20 protein-coding genes and 1 pseudogene are annotated in these 15,595 nt (G+C 64.6%); 11 read left to right on the top strand and 10 right to left on the bottom strand.

Going from position 1 to position 15,595, the window contains the following annotated elements; translation table 11 throughout:
- Positions 1-215: 215 nt before the first annotated feature.
- Both IVB36_RS36675 and IVB36_RS36670 read left to right on the top strand, forming a co-directional pair.
- On the top strand, positions 216-464 hold the full coding sequence (locus tag IVB36_RS36675) for a helix-turn-helix domain-containing protein (RefSeq protein ID WP_018454141.1): 249 nt from the start codon (positions 216-218) through the stop codon (positions 462-464).
- Positions 465-577: 113 nt separating this feature from the next.
- Positions 578-1,093: a collagen-like protein gene (locus IVB36_RS36670; protein ID WP_247294967.1), complete on the top strand. Its 516-nt coding sequence runs from the start codon at positions 578-580 to the stop codon at positions 1,091-1,093.
- Positions 1,094-1,102: 9 nt separating this feature from the next.
- Here the strand turns inward: IVB36_RS36670 and IVB36_RS36665 are convergent, their stop codons facing one another.
- Both IVB36_RS36665 and IVB36_RS36660 read right to left on the bottom strand, forming a co-directional pair.
- Positions 1,103-1,318, bottom strand: a complete 216-nt coding sequence (locus tag IVB36_RS36665) for a hypothetical protein (protein ID WP_018454140.1) — start codon at positions 1,316-1,318, stop codon at positions 1,103-1,105.
- 96 nt (positions 1,319-1,414) lie between these two features.
- Complete coding sequence (locus IVB36_RS36660) at positions 1,415-1,681, bottom strand: DUF2277 domain-containing protein (RefSeq protein ID WP_018454139.1); 267 nt, start codon at positions 1,679-1,681, stop codon at positions 1,415-1,417.
- Between the two features lie 125 nt (positions 1,682-1,806).
- Between IVB36_RS36660 and IVB36_RS36655 the strand changes: the two genes are divergently transcribed.
- From IVB36_RS36655 to IVB36_RS36640, 4 genes and pseudogenes are all read left to right on the top strand, one after another.
- Positions 1,807-2,898 (top strand): alpha/beta fold hydrolase, encoded by a 1,092-nt coding sequence (locus IVB36_RS36655; RefSeq protein ID WP_247394798.1) that lies wholly within the window; start codon positions 1,807-1,809, stop codon positions 2,896-2,898.
- A 145-nt stretch (positions 2,899-3,043) separates the two neighbouring features.
- Entirely contained in the window at positions 3,044-3,388 is a 345-nt protein-coding gene (locus IVB36_RS36650; RefSeq protein ID WP_085351861.1) for a hypothetical protein, read from the top strand.
- 67 nt (positions 3,389-3,455) lie between these two features.
- Positions 3,456-3,648 (top strand): annotated as a pseudogene (locus IVB36_RS36645) (hypothetical protein); the annotation flags it as partial.
- A 51-nt stretch (positions 3,649-3,699) separates the two neighbouring features.
- Positions 3,700-4,302 (top strand): MSMEG_1061 family FMN-dependent PPOX-type flavoprotein, encoded by a 603-nt coding sequence (locus tag IVB36_RS36640; RefSeq protein WP_026232674.1) that lies wholly within the window; start codon positions 3,700-3,702, stop codon positions 4,300-4,302.
- An 83-nt stretch (positions 4,303-4,385) separates the two neighbouring features.
- On the opposite strand, the gene bfr is transcribed toward IVB36_RS36640, so the two are convergent.
- The 3 genes from bfr to IVB36_RS36625 all read right to left on the bottom strand — a co-directional run bounded on the left by bfr (position 4,386) and on the right by IVB36_RS36625 (position 5,738).
- Positions 4,386-4,874 (bottom strand): bacterioferritin, encoded by a 489-nt coding sequence (gene bfr, locus IVB36_RS36635; protein ID WP_018454135.1) that lies wholly within the window; start codon positions 4,872-4,874, stop codon positions 4,386-4,388.
- A gap of 133 nt (positions 4,875-5,007) precedes the next feature.
- A complete protein-coding gene (locus tag IVB36_RS36630) occupies positions 5,008-5,280 on the bottom strand; it encodes a (2Fe-2S)-binding protein (RefSeq protein ID WP_026232673.1) in 273 nt (90 codons plus the stop codon).
- Between the two features lie 161 nt (positions 5,281-5,441).
- On the bottom strand, positions 5,442-5,738 hold the full coding sequence (locus tag IVB36_RS36625; protein WP_143274228.1) for a hypothetical protein: 297 nt from the start codon (positions 5,736-5,738) through the stop codon (positions 5,442-5,444).
- Positions 5,739-5,874: 136 nt separating this feature from the next.
- Between IVB36_RS36625 and IVB36_RS36620 the strand changes: the two genes are divergently transcribed.
- Complete coding sequence (locus IVB36_RS36620) at positions 5,875-6,219, top strand: hypothetical protein (RefSeq protein ID WP_018454132.1); 345 nt, start codon at positions 5,875-5,877, stop codon at positions 6,217-6,219.
- Positions 6,220-6,431: 212 nt separating this feature from the next.
- Positions 6,432-6,716 (top strand): hypothetical protein, encoded by a 285-nt coding sequence (locus IVB36_RS36615; RefSeq protein ID WP_007613695.1) that lies wholly within the window; start codon positions 6,432-6,434, stop codon positions 6,714-6,716.
- An 87-nt stretch (positions 6,717-6,803) separates the two neighbouring features.
- Here the strand turns inward: IVB36_RS36615 and IVB36_RS36610 are convergent, their stop codons facing one another.
- Together IVB36_RS36610 and ettA are read right to left on the bottom strand one after the other, a co-directional pair.
- Complete coding sequence (locus IVB36_RS36610) at positions 6,804-8,030, bottom strand: lytic murein transglycosylase (RefSeq protein ID WP_085351863.1); 1,227 nt, start codon at positions 8,028-8,030, stop codon at positions 6,804-6,806.
- Between the two features lie 7 nt (positions 8,031-8,037).
- A complete protein-coding gene (gene ettA, locus IVB36_RS36605) occupies positions 8,038-9,687 on the bottom strand; it encodes an energy-dependent translational throttle protein EttA (protein ID WP_018454130.1) in 1,650 nt (549 codons plus the stop codon).
- Positions 9,688-9,919: 232 nt separating this feature from the next.
- On the opposite strand from ettA, the gene IVB36_RS36600 reads away from it, so the two are divergent.
- Both IVB36_RS36600 and IVB36_RS36595 read left to right on the top strand, forming a co-directional pair.
- The gene (locus IVB36_RS36600) at positions 9,920-10,135 is read left to right on the top strand and encodes a hypothetical protein (RefSeq protein WP_018454129.1); all 216 of its coding nucleotides are present in this window, start codon (positions 9,920-9,922) and stop codon (positions 10,133-10,135) included.
- A gap of 104 nt (positions 10,136-10,239) precedes the next feature.
- A complete protein-coding gene (locus IVB36_RS36595) occupies positions 10,240-11,202 on the top strand; it encodes a D-2-hydroxyacid dehydrogenase family protein (protein ID WP_247294971.1) in 963 nt (320 codons plus the stop codon).
- A gap of 4 nt (positions 11,203-11,206) precedes the next feature.
- Here IVB36_RS36595 and IVB36_RS36590 read toward each other — a convergent pair whose 3' ends face one another.
- Together IVB36_RS36590 and IVB36_RS36585 are read right to left on the bottom strand one after the other, a co-directional pair.
- Positions 11,207-12,175 carry an NAD-dependent epimerase/dehydratase family protein gene (locus IVB36_RS36590; RefSeq protein WP_247361146.1) on the bottom strand — a complete coding sequence of 323 codons (969 nt, stop codon included), beginning with the start codon at positions 12,173-12,175 and terminating at the stop codon, positions 11,207-11,209.
- Between the two features lie 156 nt (positions 12,176-12,331).
- On the bottom strand, positions 12,332-13,522 hold the full coding sequence (locus tag IVB36_RS36585) for a L,D-transpeptidase (RefSeq protein ID WP_247394860.1): 1,191 nt from the start codon (positions 13,520-13,522) through the stop codon (positions 12,332-12,334).
- A gap of 321 nt (positions 13,523-13,843) precedes the next feature.
- On the opposite strand from IVB36_RS36585, the gene IVB36_RS36580 reads away from it, so the two are divergent.
- The gene (locus tag IVB36_RS36580; protein ID WP_247394795.1) at positions 13,844-14,686 is read left to right on the top strand and encodes a hypothetical protein; all 843 of its coding nucleotides are present in this window, start codon (positions 13,844-13,846) and stop codon (positions 14,684-14,686) included.
- A gap of 2 nt (positions 14,687-14,688) precedes the next feature.
- Here the strand turns inward: IVB36_RS36580 and sseA are convergent, their stop codons facing one another.
- Positions 14,689-15,540, bottom strand: coding sequence for a 3-mercaptopyruvate sulfurtransferase (gene sseA / locus IVB36_RS36575; protein ID WP_018454123.1), 852 nt, complete (start codon positions 15,538-15,540; stop codon positions 14,689-14,691).
- Between the last annotated feature and the right edge of the window lie 55 nt (positions 15,541-15,595).

Genomic DNA, 15,595 nt, shown 5'->3' with positions numbered 1-15,595 from the left:
GGGAGGGATGCCTGCTTTGCGGGGTATGCTCGCAGGAATATGCAATCCGTGCCAATCGCGGCGGCGCGGCGGCATTCCCAAGGTCAATTCGTGCGATCGCCCGCTGTTAATCTTTCGTTAACCAAACCCGCCCACCGTAGATCTACGGCTTGGGGGTCGTTTGTTCTCGATCCGCTTCCAAAGACGGAAGCGGGCGTTGATCGGGGAGTGTGTCGATGACCACTGTTCATGTCGCTGCGTCCGAACCGGGCGCGTATGTCCTTTCACCGAACCAGATCGTTCCGCTGCTGATCGGCGCGACCGTCGACGAGGTCGAGCGTGAGCTCGTGCTGCAGACGCTCGCCCGCTGCGACGGCAATCGCACGCGCGCCTCACGCGTGCTCGGCCTCTCGGTGCGCACGTTGCGCAACAAGATCAGGCTCTATGCCGCCTCCGGCATAGAGGTGCCGGCCTATCACGACTAGCGCGCGATGTGCCGCCGATTGGTGTTGATCATGCCCAGGCGCGAGCCCGGGCGGAATTGCCGCTGTCGTCAAACGCCGCTAATTAGCTTGCTTCCGGTCGAGGGAGCAGCGGCGTGGCAGACGAACAAAAACGGCAGGGACCTCAGGGACCGCGCGGACGGCAGGGCGAACCGGGGCGGCCGGGACCGCAGGGTCATCCGGGCAAGCGCGGGCCGGATGGCGCGCGTGGCAAGCCAGGACCTCAGGGCAAGCCGGGGCCGATCGGGAAGCCCGGACCGCTGGGCAAGCCCGGCCCGCAAGGCAAGCAGGGCGAAGCGGGACCGCGCGGGGCGCCGGGGACACAGGGACCTGTCGGGCCGCAAGGGCCGGCGGGGCCGCAAGGCCCGCGTGGTGAAGCCGGACCTCCGGGCCAACTTCCGTCGATCGAACAGGTGCTGCCGTGGCTCGATCAGCTGCTCGACGCCTGGGACGAACGCCGCCGCCAGCGCGAGCATGAGGCTGCCGAGCGCGAGGCGCTGGAAGCCGCGGTGCAGGAGACCGACGACGCGCCCCTCGATGACGAAGACGAGGACAGCGAAGGCGATCACAGGAAGAAGAAGAAAAAGAAGAAGCACGGCCACAAGGACTGACGGACGAATCTATTTCGTCCCATTCTCGCGTCGCGGCAGCATGCCCATGCGCTCGAACTGCCAGCGCATGGCGCGGTACCAGAGATAGCCGACCGCTGCGCCGCACAAGGCCAGGATCACGACGTTCGCGCTCGAGAACGAGCCGCTCCACCACGTCATCCACGCGGTCCACAGCAACGTGAAAACGATGGCACCTGCTTTCAGCGGAAGAAGGGGGCGGCTCATGGTCGTGCTCCGGGGTGTCAAAAGCCCGGCGAACATCATCGCGCGCTGAGACCGTTGTCACCGTGAGGCAGGTCACGGAACGGACCTTCGAGCCGCCTAACCGAACCGCAGCCGCGAACGTTCCTTGGCCTTTTCCGCTTCGACCTCACGATCACGCGCCGGCGCATGGGTGTGCAGCGACGTCAGGAGTTTTCGCGCAGCCTCCGAGACCTCCGCCACCGCACGATCGAAGGCCGCCTCGTTGGCCTGCGACGGCTTGTTGAAGCCAGACAGTTTTCGAACGAACTGGAGCGCGCTGGCGTGGATCTCATCCTCGGTCGCCTCCGGCTCGAAGTTGAACAGCGTCTTGATGTTGCGGCACATGCAGTCTCTCCTGACCTTTCCCTCAAGGACGACCGGCGAAAACGAAATCCTACATCCTTCCGGACAGTTCTGCTAAGTTCCGCCGCAACGCGGCCGCCGACCAGAGCCGCACGGGGGAAATCGACATGAAAGCTTCTTGCGCGGCGCTGTCAGCCATCCTGTTGTCCGTCTCGTTGGCGGCCATCTCGACATCCGCATGGGCGGCCGATTATCCGACGCCGAAGCAGGGCGCCTGGATCGCCAGGGATTTCAAGTTCCACACCGGCGAGACCATGCCGGAGCTGAAGCTGAACTACACAACCGTGGGTGAGCCGAGCGGCCAGCCGGTCCTGGTGCTGCATGGCACCGGCGGCTCGGGCGCGAGCATGCTGTCATCAGCCTTTGCCGGCGAGCTGTTCGGCGCGGGGCAGCCACTCGATGCCTCCAAATATTACATCATCATCCCCGATAATATCCGTCATGGCAAATCGTCAAAACCGTCCGACGGGATGAAGACGAGCTTCCCGAAATACGACTACAACGACATGGTCGAGGCCCAGTATCGCCTGGTGACGGAAGGGCTCGGGGTCAAGCATCTGCGGCTCGTCATCGGCAATTCGATGGGCGGCATGCACACCTGGTTGTGGGGCGAGAAATATCCGAAGGCGATGGACGCGCTGATCCCGATGGCCTCGCAGCCGACCGAGATGGCATCCCGAAACTGGATGCTGCGGCGGATCATGCTCGACACCATCCGCAGCGACCCCGACTACAACGGCGGGAATTACACCAGCCAGCCGCGCATGATGAAATACGCCATCACCGCCTACGGCATCGCGAGCATCGGTGGAACGCTGGCCTATCAATCGCAGGCGCCGACGGCGGCGAAGGCCGACAAGATCGTCGACGAGCGGCTGGCCATGCCGATCACGGCAGATGCCAACGACTTCGTCTACCAGTGGGAGTCTTCGCATGACTACAATGCCGGCGAGAAGCTGGAGGCCATCGAAGCGCCGCTGCTGCTGATCAATTCAGCCGACGACGAACGCAACCCGCCTGAGACCGGCATCACGGACGCTGCGATGACGCGGGTGAAGAACAGCAAACTGTATCTCATCCCGGCAAGCACCGAGACGCGCGGCCACGGCACCACCGGAAACGCCAAATTCTACAGCGAGCAGGTCCAGCAATTTCTGCAAGCCGCGCCGCAGCAAACGATCGAATCTGCGCGCCGCTGATTTTGCATCGCATCAACGGCCGTCTAGCCCGCATATTATTTGAGCATGCATTACGCTGACGGCTCGGGCTTAATTGCGTCGATGTCCGAATCGACGCGCGGGATAATCGCGCGCCAACGGCACGACACGCGATGAGGAGGATCGCATGCACAGGCTCGCACTGTGCGTTTGGCTGGCCGCACTGACGGGCGCCGCGTTCGCGTTCGACAACGGGCAATATGATCACGTCCCGCCCGACATCCGCGCCTGGTTCAAGAGCGTGATCGCACCGAACGGCGTGCCCTGCTGTGACGTCTCCGACGGCCATCGCACGGAGTACGACGTGCGCAGCGGTGCCTATTGGGTGCCGATCGAGGGACAATGGATGGAGGTGCCCGAGCGCGCCATCATCCGCGACCGCGGCAATCCGGTCGGCCAGGCCGTGGTGTGGTACGTCCGTCACCGCGGCGCCATCATCATCAGTTGCTTCGTGCCGGCGGATGCGGTGTAGCGCGATAGCGCCTCGACGCGGCGTGTGCTAGCTCGGCCGATAGCTCCTGTGAACGACTGAACGCGAGCTCGCGCTCTATCCGCCTTGCGTGTGGGCGGCAAGCATCAAGCAGGTCCTGGAGGGCCATCGACCTTCCACCCATCCCCAACAGCTGGCTCTATCACGGGCCGCGGCTGGCGCTGCAGCCAGTCCTGATCTGGTGGGCTCTGAACTGCGCTGGCGTGATCGACTGGACGCGGCGGCGTGACAAAGGGGGATAGCGATCGGGCCGAGAGATGATATTCTCGGGGCATTCCACCAGGGAGACCTTCGTGACTGATCTTTGCGCCGAAGACCTCGCCACCATCTATGCCCAGCCGAGCCCGCGCGTGATCGCGAAAGCGCGCCCCGCAATCGACACGCATGCGAAGAAATTCATCGAGATGTCGCCGTTCTGCGTGCTCGCGACATCGGGAGCGGACGGCAGCGTCGATGCCTCACCACGCGGCGGCGGCGTTGGCTTCGTCCACGTCGCCGGCCCCAACCAGCTGCTGATGCCTGATCGCTCCGGCAACAACCGGATCGACAGTTTTCGAAATGTCGTCGAGGGCTCGGGCTTCGTGCATCTGTTGTTCTTCGTCCCCGGCATCGACGAGACGCTGCGCGTCGGCGGCCGCGGCTCGCTGTCCGCCGATCCGGACCTGCTCGCCTCGATGGTGGAGTTTGGCAAGTCGCCGCGCGCGGTGCTGAACGTCGCCGTCAGCGAAGTCTATTTCCACTGCGGCAAGGCACTGATGCGCTCGAAGCTTTGGTCGTCCGAGAAGGTGCCGCGCTCGGTGATGCCGAGCATCGTCGAGGTGGTCCACGAGCAGACCGGCCTTGGTGAGCCGCAGAGTCAGGAGATCGTGGAAGAGCTCTACAAGACGCAGTTGTAGCTGGCGTCCAGGCTGTCGTCCCGGCCTGGTGCGCAATCGCGCATCAGGCCGATACGGAGTTGTGCCATCGCTAACGCGCCGAACTAATGCCCGTCCCCCTCGAGCCCGCCAACGTGCTTCTGGGTGTAGAGTTCGAGGCCGATGCGGCCGATCAGGTCGAGCTGGGTCTCGAGGAAGTCGATGTGGTGCTCCTCGTCGCTCATCAGCTTCTCGAACAGATCACGCGTCACGTAGTCCTTGACGCTGTGGCAGTAGGTCGCCGCTTCCTGATAGAGCGCCCGCGCGCTCATCTCGGCGGCGAGATCGCACTCGATGATCTCCTTGACGTTCTGGCCGATGCGCAAGGGATCGAGCACCTGCATGTTCGGGAAGCCGTCGAAGAACAGGATTCGCTCGGTGAGCTTATCGGCGTGCTCCATCTCCTCGATGGACTCCTTGCGCCAGACCTTGGACATGTCCCGCAGGCCCCAATTGTCGAGGAAGCGGTAGTGCAGCCAATACTGGTTGATCGCAGTCAGCTCGTGACGCAGTGCCTTGTTGAGATAGTCGATAACTTTTGCGTCGCCCTGCATGGTTCACTCCAGCTCTTGCAGTCCAAATCGGCCGTAAACCGAATTTAGAACGCTTCTAAATGAGTTTGAAGACTGGAGCAACCGGCTACGGGGACGCAGCCGGGGAAAAGCTCAGCCAGGGTTGCGGAGCATTTCAGCAGGCCGCGAGGGCGAACTCGGCCGGCTGGGCCGTCTCGTCGTTCGCCGCCACAGTGTGGTTGTGCGGGCAGCCGGAGCAGCAGGACGTGGCACAGGTGCCAAGCGCTTCGTCGATAATGGTCTTGATCGTCCGAGCGCAGCGGCCGCATTCGGCGCTACAGCCGAGACACCCATAGACCTGCTTGGCATGGCGCACAGCGTCGTCGGACTCGGCGACGGCGGCGCGGATGTCGTCATCGCTCAGCACGTTACAGGAACAAACGATCATGGAAGCGGCAGGCCCTTTGGTGATGCGCCATCATCGATATTTAAGGGGCCGGCCGGATGCAAAAGGAAAAAGCGGAATTTGAAGCTATTCCAAACTAGCCCGGAAACAGCCTAGAACGGCTCTAAAATAGGGCCTTGCACTGGATCAAGATTGCGGCGGACCTAGTCGCCCCCACCGCCTCCACCATCGCCGCCGCCCCCGCAATCTCCGCCACTACTGCCGCTATCGCTGCTGGAACAGCTGCCGCCGTCGGTCGCGCAGCCGGAACTATCGCTGGAAAACCAACTCCCAAACGAGAAGCCGTCGCTCGTGCCGGTGGCGGTGTCGCCGCCGCCATTGACGCTGGCCCCGGCGCGGGAGCCGCGCTGGCCGCGGTTCTGGAGATGGGTAATCCAGCCGTAGCCGATCGCGAAGACGATCCCGGCAGCGATCAATGCATTTATCATCGCGTTACCCATCGTCGCCCTCCCCTGGCTGGGCTGCGGTCCCTACCGATTGGTCGCCCCGGCAAAGGTGCCGTTCATTGATCATTCAAACGAAGTATGGAACTTTACCCTCAAAGAGTTCCCGCGTGTTTGCTCGAAAGGTCAGCCAATGAAGAAGTCGCTCCTGGCAATTGCTGCCGTCGCCGCTGTGGCCCTTAGCGCCATTACACCAGCCCAGGCGCAACGCGGCGTCGCCGCGGGTGTGGCAGCCGGAATCATCGGCGGCGCCATTGTCGGTGGGGCGCTGGCCTCTCCGTATTATTACGGGCCAGGCCCTGGCCCGGGCTACGCATATGGTCCCGGATATGGCGCCGGCTACTATCCGCCGCGCTACTATGCGCCGGGCCCGGGCTACGTCGCGGACGACTATTACGGCAACGGCTGCGTCTGGCAGAAGCAGCGCTTCTGGGACGGTTATGCCTGGCGCGTCCGCCGCGCCAGAGTCTGTGGCTGAAGTCGCCCCAAGCCGGCTCATTCCAGATGCGCCGTCCATTTAGGGGCCTGAAAAAGACCGCTTTTTCTCGTCACAGCTCCGTGTGCGTTTACCGCGGATTGACCATTTGCGCGCTTCCTAGCTGCAAGGCCAATTCCATCAGAGTCTGCGTGAACCTTTGAACCCCGGGCGCTCCTAACAAGGAGCATCCATCTCTCAGGAGAGCCAAGAGTATGAAGAAGACTTTAGTTGCCGCCCTCACGGTTGCGACGATCGCCGGTTCGCTGGTGACCGCCACGCCGTCCGCCCAGGCCCATGACGGGGTCGGCGTCGGCATCGCAGCCGGCCTGATCGGCGGCGCGATCGTCGGCGGCGCCATCGCATCGAGCCGTCCCGCCTATGGTGGACCGGTTTATGTGGCCGAGCCCGGCCCGCCGCCCCCGCCCTGCTACTGGCAGCGCCAGCGCTACTGGGATGGCTACGGCTGGACCGTCCGCCCGGTTCGCGTTTGCTACTGATCTGACCGCATGGCGTTCATGAGCGCCGCGATCGAAGCCCGGCCGAGCACCTCGGCCGGGCTTTTTTTCTTTTAGCCAGCCCTGCGCCTATCGCGCCGCCTGGATCGAGCGCAGCACCTCTTCGCTCGGCCAGCAATCGACCTTGAGGCCTGCCGACTTCTGGTAGGCGCCGAGCGCAGCGCGCGTCTGCATGCCCGCCTTGCCGTCGATCTTGTCCTTGTAGAGCCCGACGCGCGTGAGCCCCCGCTGCATCGCCTCGACGTCCTTGGTCCGCAATTGCTTCGAGGCAGACCATGGGGTCGCGAACGGTTGCGGGCTCGTCATGCGGTCGGCGAGATGTCCGACGAACAGCACGTAGAGGTCGGAAAAATTGTATTCCTTGATCACGAAGTAGTTCTTCGTGGTCAGGAAGGACGGGCCGTAGATGCCTTCAGGCTGCAGCAGGGAGGCCGGCTGTGCCTGCTCGGCGGCAGTGAGCTTTTGTCCACGCACCGGTACAAAGCCTTCGCGCAGCCATTGGCCGATCGGCTTCGTCACCTCGGGCACGCCGGCGGTGCAATCGACTTTGGCCGGTGCCTGCACCTCGTAGGCCCAGCGTACACCGCTCTGCCAGCCCTTGTTGACGAGCTGCTGCGCGGCGGAGGCCAGCGCATCCGGCACCGAGTGCCAGATGTCGATGCGGCCGTCGCGGTCGAAATCGACGCCATGCTTGTAATATTCGGACGGCAGGAATTGCGTGAGCCCGGTCGCACCGGCCCAGGACGAGCGCATGTCCTTGCGTGTCACTACGCCGTCACCGAGAATTTTCAGCGAGAGGATGAACTCGTTGCGATAGCTGTCCTTGCGGCGGCCGACATAGGCCTGCGTCGCCAGCACGCGGACGAGATCGTAAGGCAGCGTATAGCGGCCATAGTCGGTCTCGCGGCCCCAGATCGCCAGCATCACGGTAGCAGGCACGCCGGAGTTTTTCTCGATCTCGGTCAGCGCGGGGCGATATTTTTGCAGCAACCGCTGCCCCTCGCCCGCAAGCCGCGCGATCGAGGCTTCCCTGACATAGTCGGCCGGCACCTGCACGAACTCGGCCTGTGACGGCGCCCCCGTTGCGGGACGCCCCGGCAGGATCAGATCCGGCAGCTTGTAGTCCGGCTCGAGCCCGCGCGTCTCTCGCTCGAACGTCGCGCGCGACACGCCGGCGGCCTCCGCCTCCGGCCACAGCGAGGCGATGAACTGCGCGAAGGCGGCGTCGGCAGCGCCCGCGGGCGACAGGCCGCAGGTGATAGCGATCACCGCAGCTATCAGCACCCGCCGCATCATTTTGAGATCACCGCGTCAGCTTCTTGTACTTCACGCGGTGCGGGATGATGCTGTCCTGGCCGAGCCGGCGCATCTTGTCCTTCTCGTAGTCCTGGAAGTTGCCCTCGAACCATTCGACATGGCTGTCGCCTTCGAAGGCCAGGATGTGGGTCGCGATGCGGTCGAGGAACCAGCGATCATGGCTGATGATGACGGCGCAGCCGGCGAAATCCTCCAGCGCCTCTTCGAGCGCACGCAGGGTGTCGACGTCGAGGTCGTTGGTCGGCTCGTCGAGCAGCAGAACGTTGGCGCCGGATTTCAGCATTTTCGCAAGGTGCACGCGGTTGCGTTCACCGCCGGAGAGCGCGCCGACTTTCTTCTGCTGGTCGGCGCCCTTGAAGTTGAACGACGAACAATAGCCGCGTGAATTGACTTCCCTCTTGCCGAGCAGGATCAGCTCGTTGCCGCCGGAGATCTCCTCCCACACGTTCTTGCTGCCATCGAGCGCGTCGCGCGACTGGTCGACGTAACCAAGATGAACGCTCTCGCCGATCGTGATGGTGCCCTTGTCCGGCTCCTCCTGCTTGGTGATCATCCTGAACAGCGTGGTCTTGCCGGCGCCGTTGGCGCCGATCACGCCGACGATACCGCCGGGCGGCAGCTTGAAAGTGAGATCGTCGATCAGCATGCGATCGCCGAAACCTTTGCTGAGCCCTTCGAAGTCGACCACGTTCTGACCGAGTCGCTCGGCCACCGGAATCGTGATTTGCGCGGTCTGTGTCTGCTTTTCGCTCGCCTGTTTCAGCAGTTCGTCATAGCGCTGATAGCGCGCCTTGGACTTGGCCTGGCGGGCTTTCGGCGAGGACGCGATCCATTCCTGCTCTCGGGCCAGCGTCTTCTGATGCGCAGCGTCCTCGCGGCCCTCCTGCTCGAGCCGCTTCTGCTTCTGCTGCAGCCAGGACGAGTAATTGCCCTCGTAGGGAATGCCCTTGCCGCGATCGAGCTCGAGAATCCAGCTCGTGACGTTGTCGAGGAAGTAGCGGTCATGGGTGACGATCAGGATCGCGCCGGGATAGTTGCGCAGATGGCCTTCCAGCCACGACACCGACTCCGCGTCGAGATGGTTGGTCGGTTCGTCCAGCAGCAGAAGCTCGGGCTGGTCGAGCAGCAGCTTGCAGAGCGCGACGCGGCGGCGCTCACCGCCGGAGAGTTTCGACACGTCGGCATCGTCGGGCGGACAGCGCAGCGCGTCCATGGCCTGGTCGACCTTGCTGTCGAGATCCCAGAGGCCCTGGGCCTCGATCTCGTCCTGCAGCTTGGTCATCTCGTCGGCGGTCTCCTCGGAGTAGTTCATCGCCAGCTCGTTGTAGCGATCGAGGATGGCCTTCTGCTTGGCGACGCCCAGCATGACGTTCTCGCGCACGCTCAATGCCGGATCGAGATGCGGCTCCTGCTCGAGATAGCCGACGCGGGCGCCCTGGGCGACCCAGGCCTCGCCGTTGTACTCCTTGTCGAGGCCGGCCATGATTTTGAGCAGCGTCGACTTGCCCGAGCCATTGACACCGAGCACGCCGATCTTGGCGTCCGGGTAGAAGCTCAGATGGATGTTATCGAGCACCTTCCGGGTCGGGTAGCTCTTGGTCAGGCCCTGCATGAAATAGATGAACTGGCGCGCCATCGGTCCCGAAAACCTTCGATTTGAGGAAATTTGCTTGCCGCCGATGTAGCGATCCCGCCCCGAAAGGGCAATGTTTTCCCTCCGTTCACCACGGATGAATACGGGACGGACACCATCCCGCCGCCGATCCGGACAATTGAAACCATCTTTTAATAAATCAGGCCAAAGCTCGGTTTCGCGCGGAAACAGCGCCACCCGCTCAGAATGAAGGGGAGCACAGCGAGACAGCGTCATGGCCATGATCGAGACCAACTCCCTTCCCGTTCCGGCGGAAGCCGGCAGCGCCTCCGCATTTGCCTCGGAGATCAAGGGCTTCTGGAAGCGCTTCTTTGCCACCGCTTTCAACCCCTACCGGCCCGAACTGCATTACATGCGCGGCCCCGGCCCGGCCTGGCGCGCCAAGCACGGCATGAATGCGCCGTTCCGGCTCAAGCCCCGCGACCTCTGAGCCTTTATCACCTGTCGGATTTTTGAAGACGCGAACGGCTTGCGCACGGTCCTGATTGCGCGCAACCATGGCCTGGTTCCACCTCTCGCCATGGAAGAACGCTGATGACGCGGCTGCGCTGTGCAATTCTCGACGACTATTTCAACCTCGCCCTCGACGTCGCCGATTGGCAAAGCCTGTCCGACCGCATCGACGTCACCGTGTTCAGCCATCCCTTCGCCTCCGAGCAGGCCGCGGCGAGCGCGCTGGCTGATTTCGAGATCGTCTGCGCGATGCGCGAGCGCACCGCGTTCCCCAAGAGCCTGTTCGAAAGCCTGCCGAAGCTGAAGCTCCTGCTGACGTCAGGCATGCGCAACGCCTCGATCGACATGGAGGCCGCCAAGGCGCGGGGCGTCACGATCGGCGGCACGCAATATTCGCGCGATCCGACCGCGCCCCTCACCATGGGCCTGATCCTGGAACTGACCCGCGGCATCGGCCGCGAGAACGCGCGCATGCATGCGGGCGAGCCCTGGCAGGCCTTTGCCGGCGTCGAGATCGAGGGATTGACGCTCGGCGTCGTCGGGCTCGGCAAGCTCGGCAGCAAGATGGCTGATATCGCGAAGGCGTTCGGCATGAACGTGATCGCCTGGAGCCCGAACCTGACCCCGGAGAAGTGCAAGGATGCCGGCGTCGGCTACGCCACCAAGGAGGAGCTGTTCGCCAAGGCCGACATCGTCAGCATCCATGTGGTGCTGAGCGAGCGCTCGCGCGGGCTGGTCGGGGCTTCCGATCTCGCGCGGATGAAACCGACGGCCTTCCTCGTCAACACCGCGCGCGGGCCGATCGTGGACGAGCAGGCGCTGCTCGAGGCGTTGCAGCAGAAGAGGATTGCAGGCGCCGGCATCGACGTATTCTCGGTCGAGCCGCTGCCGACGGACCATTCCTTCCGCAAGCTCGACAACCTCGTGCTGACGCCGCACCTCGGCTACGCCACCGAGGACGGCTTGCGCATCCATTACGGCCAGATGGTCGAGGCGATCGACGCCTTCACCAAGGGCAGTGAGCTGCCGCGCAAGCTGGCGTGATGCCTCAGGCCGCCGAGCGCTGGCTGGTGGGCTGCCGTGCCGCATCGGCAAAGCCGTCGCGCCAGGAGGCATGCGCCGGCAGCCAACCGAGCTCGCGCTTGGCCTTGCCGTTGGAGGCTCCACGCACCTCCGTCATCATCGCAACCATATGCTCGCCCGCAAGCAGGCGCCCGAGCCAGGCGGGGATGTGACGCGGCGGCTTGGCACCGAGGAGTTCGGCCAGCGCGGGCAACCAATCCTTCACCGGCGCCGGATGATCGTCGACGATATTGTAGATGCTGCCGGTGCGTCCGCGTTCAAGCGCGGCGAGCGTGGCAGAGGCTGCATCTTCGGTGTGAATGAACGACCACGTGCCGCCGCCGTCACCGATTACCGGCACACGCCGGTGGCGCAGCTGGTCGATCATCGCCGGCGAGAGCGTGCCGGTGCCGGGTCCATAGAAGAATCCATAGCGTAGCACGATGCCCTCCGGCTTCGTCGAAGCGGTGACGATTCGCTCCAGATAGCGGATTGCCTCAAGCGTGCGTCGCAGCTCTCGCGGTGGATTCGAGTCGAGTTCATCGGTCTCGGTCTTGACCGTTCCCCCGGCGCGACTGAAGGTCCAGCCGCAGAAGCTTTGCGCGATGAAGCGCTTGGCGCCGGCCTCGCGCGCGGCGTTGAGCAGAATGTCGGTTCCGCGGGTGCGGAGCTCGTTGGTTCGCTTGAAAGCGCGATCGAAATGCCGGAGGTCCGTGGCGGCCGCGAGATCTGTCATCTGGTGGATGACGGCGTTGGGCTTTGCCGCAATCACCGCAGCGCGCATGCTGTCGGCATCGAGGCCGTCGGCAACGACCGTCTCCGCACCCAATCGCCGCACAAGGTCTGTTTTTGCCGCACTCCGTGTCGTGCCGATCACCGAATGACCCGCGGCGACCAGCGCCTGAACAAGATACTGACCGACCGCGCCGGTCGCGCCCGCAACAAAGATGCGCATCCTGTGCTCCTCAATTCGTTGCAATCCTCCCGGACGTAATCGAGGTGCGGAGCCGTTCAAGTATGCGCAAGTGAGACTTGCACGCATGCGTCAAATGATGACGGCGCGTGACCGAAGGCCACGCGCCGTCATCAGATCAATTCTTGCGAAGCCGATTCAGCGCACGGTGACGGGCGCGGGCAGCGGCGGCACCACTGTCAGCTGGGTGCCTCCGACCGGGCCGGCCTGCGCGGCCATTGGTGCGGGGCCGGCAGTGCCGGGCATGGGCGCGGCGGATGCGGTCGCCGTTCCCGGCGGCGGACCACCCGGCATCACGACCACGCGGGTGCCGACCTTGACGCGATCGAACAAGTCGGAGACGTCCTCGTTCAGCATGCCGATGCAGCCGGACGACACGAACTTGCCGATGGTCGAGGGCTGGTTGGTGCCGTGGATGCGGTAGACGGTCGAGCCGAGATACATCGCACGGGCGCCGAGCGGATTGCCGGGACCGCCGGCCATGAAACGCGGCAGATAGGGCTGGCGCTCGATCATCTCGGTCGGCGGATGCCAATCCGGCCACTCGGCCTTGCGAGTGATCTTCTGCACGCCGGTCCAGGTGAAGCCGTCGCGGCCGACGCGGACGCCGTAGCGGATCGCACGGCCATTGCCCAGCACGTAATAGAGATAGGTGTTCGGGGTATCGACGATGAGTGTTCCGGCCGGCTCCTTGGTCGCCAGCGAGACCTCCTGGCGGCGCAGGTTCTGCGGCAGCTGCGCCGGAGCAGCGTCAGGCTGCTCCTCGGGCGGCAGCGACGCGATCACCATCGGCCGGCCGTCGGCACCAACGGGCGGCTGCCCGGCCTGGACCGTTCCGGTCGCGGCGGGACCACCGACCGCCTCGGGCGGACGCAGGCCGTCACTGCCGGGCGCCTGAGTCGGACGATCGGCGTAGATCACCGCGGGCGGGCCGGCAGGGCGGCCGTAGCGCGGGTCGTCGGGCGACGTCACGGGACCCTGCGGTGGCGCGGCCGAGTAGACGGGGGCACCTGCGGGACGGCCATAACGCGGATCATCGGGCGACATCACCGGACCCTGCGGCGGCGCGGCGGAATACACCGGGGGAGCGCCGGGCGGACGGCCGTAACGCGGATCCGGACCGGGCGGCGGCAGCGCTGCCTGCGGCATCGCGTCATCTTCATCGTCGAGCGCGTCGAAACTCGGCGCGCGGTCGCCGGGCCGATATTCGGCCGGCGGCCCGCCATAGCTCGGCGCCTGCTGGACCGGATAGCTCTGGGCCTGTGCGAGCGAGGTTCCCGCCGCAGCGACTGTTGCGGCAGCGCATATCATCAGAAAATGTTTGATCATCATCGCTCTTGTATAGTCCCCGGGCCCCGTCCGGACCGTTAACGGCCAGATGACGGAAGATAGCGGCACATTCAAGACATTACAGGCGGATTTGTGCCTGATTTGCCGATTTGTGATCCGCAAGACTACCGTTGCCTCCTTGCATCATGGGGCGAAAATCAGCCCACGCCCGAGATCGCCGGAGTCGCCGGCTCCGTTTTTTACGGAACGGCGCGGAATCGTTGCGGTATGTTCGAATCAGCCTGATTCGCCTCCGCTTTGAGCTTCGATCCCCGCGTGGCGAACGCGGCAAGCAGTACCGTCACCGCGTTCAGATGGCTCATGGGCCCTGGCCACTTCACCGCCGGGGCGGAAATTCGCAATCCCTCGATGCTTCCCGGCTTTCGCTTCCTGTTTGCCGCGATCCTGCTGTCAGCCTCCATCCTGGTATTGGGCCTGGGCGCCGCCGCGCTGCTGCGGGCGAGCCACGAGCAGTATGTCAGCAACCCCTCCTGGCGGAACGGCCCGCAGGAGCAGGTGTTTGCACAAGCTCCCGAGCCGGCCCAGCCGGTGCTCGCGGTCCTCCGCGCCGAGCCGGAAGCGGCCACCGATCCGACGCCGTCGCTGCGCGATCAAGTCCCGACCATCGCACTGCCGATGAGCGAGCCCGAACAAGTGGTCGCGCTGACGACTGAGACCGACGGTCAGCCGCAGGTCGTTGCCCCTCCGGCTGACGTCCCGGCCGAACCGGCCAATGCGAAGACCAAGGCCGAGACGACGACGGACGCCGCGGTGCAGGCCTCAAGCAACACGCTTACTCCGGCCGACGCCAGCGCATCCATCGCCGAGGCCAAGCCCGTTTCGATCGCTCTCGCGAGCAAACCAACACCTGCCGCCCCCAGCGGAGCCTCGGCTTCGTCCAGGTTCGACATGGCGAGCGCGAAGTTCGCCGCATTGAACGACCCGGCGACCACGGCCTGGGAGGGTCCGCCGGCGAAGGCCAAGGCCGGCTCTAAGGCCGACAGCAGGTCGCCGGAGAGCAAGGCGACCAAGCCGCGGGCGCATCGCGTCAAGAAGCGCCGCCGCATTGTCTGGCGCGCGCCGCCGCCGGTTCAGCAACTCGATCCGTTCGGACAACCGCAACCCACGCTCGCCGCAACGACGACCGCGCGCGCACGTCAGTAGGGTTACGCCGGCCCGGTTGCGATCGGCGGTCCCTTTTCCTGGCCCCATTCCGACCATGAGCCATCGTAGAGCGCGGTGTCGGTGATGCCGAGGCGATAGAGCGCCAATGTCAGCACGCCGGCGGAGACCCCGGAGCCGCAGCTCGTCACGATCGGCGCATCGAGCCTGACGCCGGCGTTGGTAAAGGCAGCGCGGAGATCATCAAGCGGCTTCATCGTGCCGGTCGCGGCGTCGAACAGGAGATTGTAGGGCACGTTGCGCGCGCCCGGGATATGGCCGGAGCGGATGCCTGCGCGCGGCTCCGGCGCCCGGCCCTCGAACCGGTCGGCGGCGCGCGCGTCGATCACCTGCTCGGCACGGCTTTCGACGTTGGCGATCAATTGCTGCATGCTGCGCACGCGTTTTGAATCGTAGCTGGCCGTGAACGTCGCAGGCTTCGGCTTCGCCTCGCCACTCTCGACCGGACGCCCCTCGGCGCGCCACTTCTTCAGGCCGCCATTGAGGATGCGCACATTGCCGTGCCCGAAAGCCAGGAACATCCACCACGCGCGGGGAGCAGCGACCCAGCCGCCGGCATCATAGATCACGACGGTGTCGGCATTGGAGATGCCGAGATGACCGACGTCGCGGCCGAACTGCTCGGCACTCGGATACATGTGCGGCAGCGGGTTGGAATGGTCCGAGATCGCATCGACGTCGAAGAACACCGCGCCCGGCAGATGCGCGGCGAGATAATCGTCCTTCGGCAATGGCAGCACACCCGGCAGCTTGAAGCTGGCGTCGAGCACCTTGACGTTGGCGTCATTGATGTGGGCGGCGAGCCATTCGGTAGAGATGAGGGGATCGGTGGGCATGCGAGATCTTTCTATTATTCCGGGCGAGCGCAACGTGAGCGAGGTTGAAGCAGTG

Source organism: Bradyrhizobium sp. 35, from assembly GCF_023073215.1.
In the GTDB taxonomy this organism is placed as follows: domain Bacteria; phylum Pseudomonadota; class Alphaproteobacteria; order Rhizobiales; family Xanthobacteraceae; genus Bradyrhizobium; species Bradyrhizobium canariense_D.
The sequence above is the reverse complement of the archived record's forward strand: the minus strand, read 5'-3'. Positions and strand labels throughout refer to the sequence as shown.

Excerpts from the sequence above, each read along its gene's own strand:
- IVB36_RS36665 (WP_018454140.1), bottom strand. The coding sequence starts at position 1,318 with ATGAGCCGCCCCCTTCTTCCGCTGAAAGCAGGTGCCATCGTTTTCACG.
- IVB36_RS36630 (WP_026232673.1), bottom strand. The coding sequence starts at position 5,280 with ATGATCGTTTGTTCCTGTAACGTGCTGAGCGATGACGACATCCGCGCC.
- ettA (WP_018454130.1), bottom strand. The coding sequence starts at position 9,687 with ATGGCGCGCCAGTTCATCTATTTCATGCAGGGCCTGACCAAGAGCTAC.
- IVB36_RS36655 (WP_247394798.1), top strand. The coding sequence starts at position 1,807 with ATGAAAGCTTCTTGCGCGGCGCTGTCAGCCATCCTGTTGTCCGTCTCG.
- IVB36_RS36595 (WP_247294971.1), top strand. The coding sequence starts at position 10,240 with ATGACGCGGCTGCGCTGTGCAATTCTCGACGACTATTTCAACCTCGCC.
- IVB36_RS36675 (WP_018454141.1), top strand. The coding sequence starts at position 216 with ATGACCACTGTTCATGTCGCTGCGTCCGAACCGGGCGCGTATGTCCTT.
- IVB36_RS36620 (WP_018454132.1), top strand. The coding sequence starts at position 5,875 with ATGAAGAAGTCGCTCCTGGCAATTGCTGCCGTCGCCGCTGTGGCCCTT.
- IVB36_RS36610 (WP_085351863.1), bottom strand. The coding sequence starts at position 8,030 with ATGATGCGGCGGGTGCTGATAGCTGCGGTGATCGCTATCACCTGCGGC.
- IVB36_RS36660 (WP_018454139.1), bottom strand. The coding sequence starts at position 1,681 with ATGTGCCGCAACATCAAGACGCTGTTCAACTTCGAGCCGGAGGCGACC.
- IVB36_RS36580 (WP_247394795.1), top strand. The coding sequence starts at position 13,844 with ATGGGCCCTGGCCACTTCACCGCCGGGGCGGAAATTCGCAATCCCTCG.
- IVB36_RS36590 (WP_247361146.1), bottom strand. The coding sequence starts at position 12,175 with ATGCGCATCTTTGTTGCGGGCGCGACCGGCGCGGTCGGTCAGTATCTT.
- IVB36_RS36600 (WP_018454129.1), top strand. The coding sequence starts at position 9,920 with ATGGCCATGATCGAGACCAACTCCCTTCCCGTTCCGGCGGAAGCCGGC.
- IVB36_RS36625 (WP_143274228.1), bottom strand. The coding sequence starts at position 5,738 with ATGGGTAACGCGATGATAAATGCATTGATCGCTGCCGGGATCGTCTTC.
- IVB36_RS36615 (WP_007613695.1), top strand. The coding sequence starts at position 6,432 with ATGAAGAAGACTTTAGTTGCCGCCCTCACGGTTGCGACGATCGCCGGT.
- sseA (WP_018454123.1), bottom strand. The coding sequence starts at position 15,540 with ATGCCCACCGATCCCCTCATCTCTACCGAATGGCTCGCCGCCCACATC.
- IVB36_RS36585 (WP_247394860.1), bottom strand. The coding sequence starts at position 13,522 with ATGATCAAACATTTTCTGATGATATGCGCTGCCGCAACAGTCGCTGCG.
- bfr (WP_018454135.1), bottom strand. The coding sequence starts at position 4,874 with ATGCAGGGCGACGCAAAAGTTATCGACTATCTCAACAAGGCACTGCGT.
- IVB36_RS36650 (WP_085351861.1), top strand. The coding sequence starts at position 3,044 with ATGCACAGGCTCGCACTGTGCGTTTGGCTGGCCGCACTGACGGGCGCC.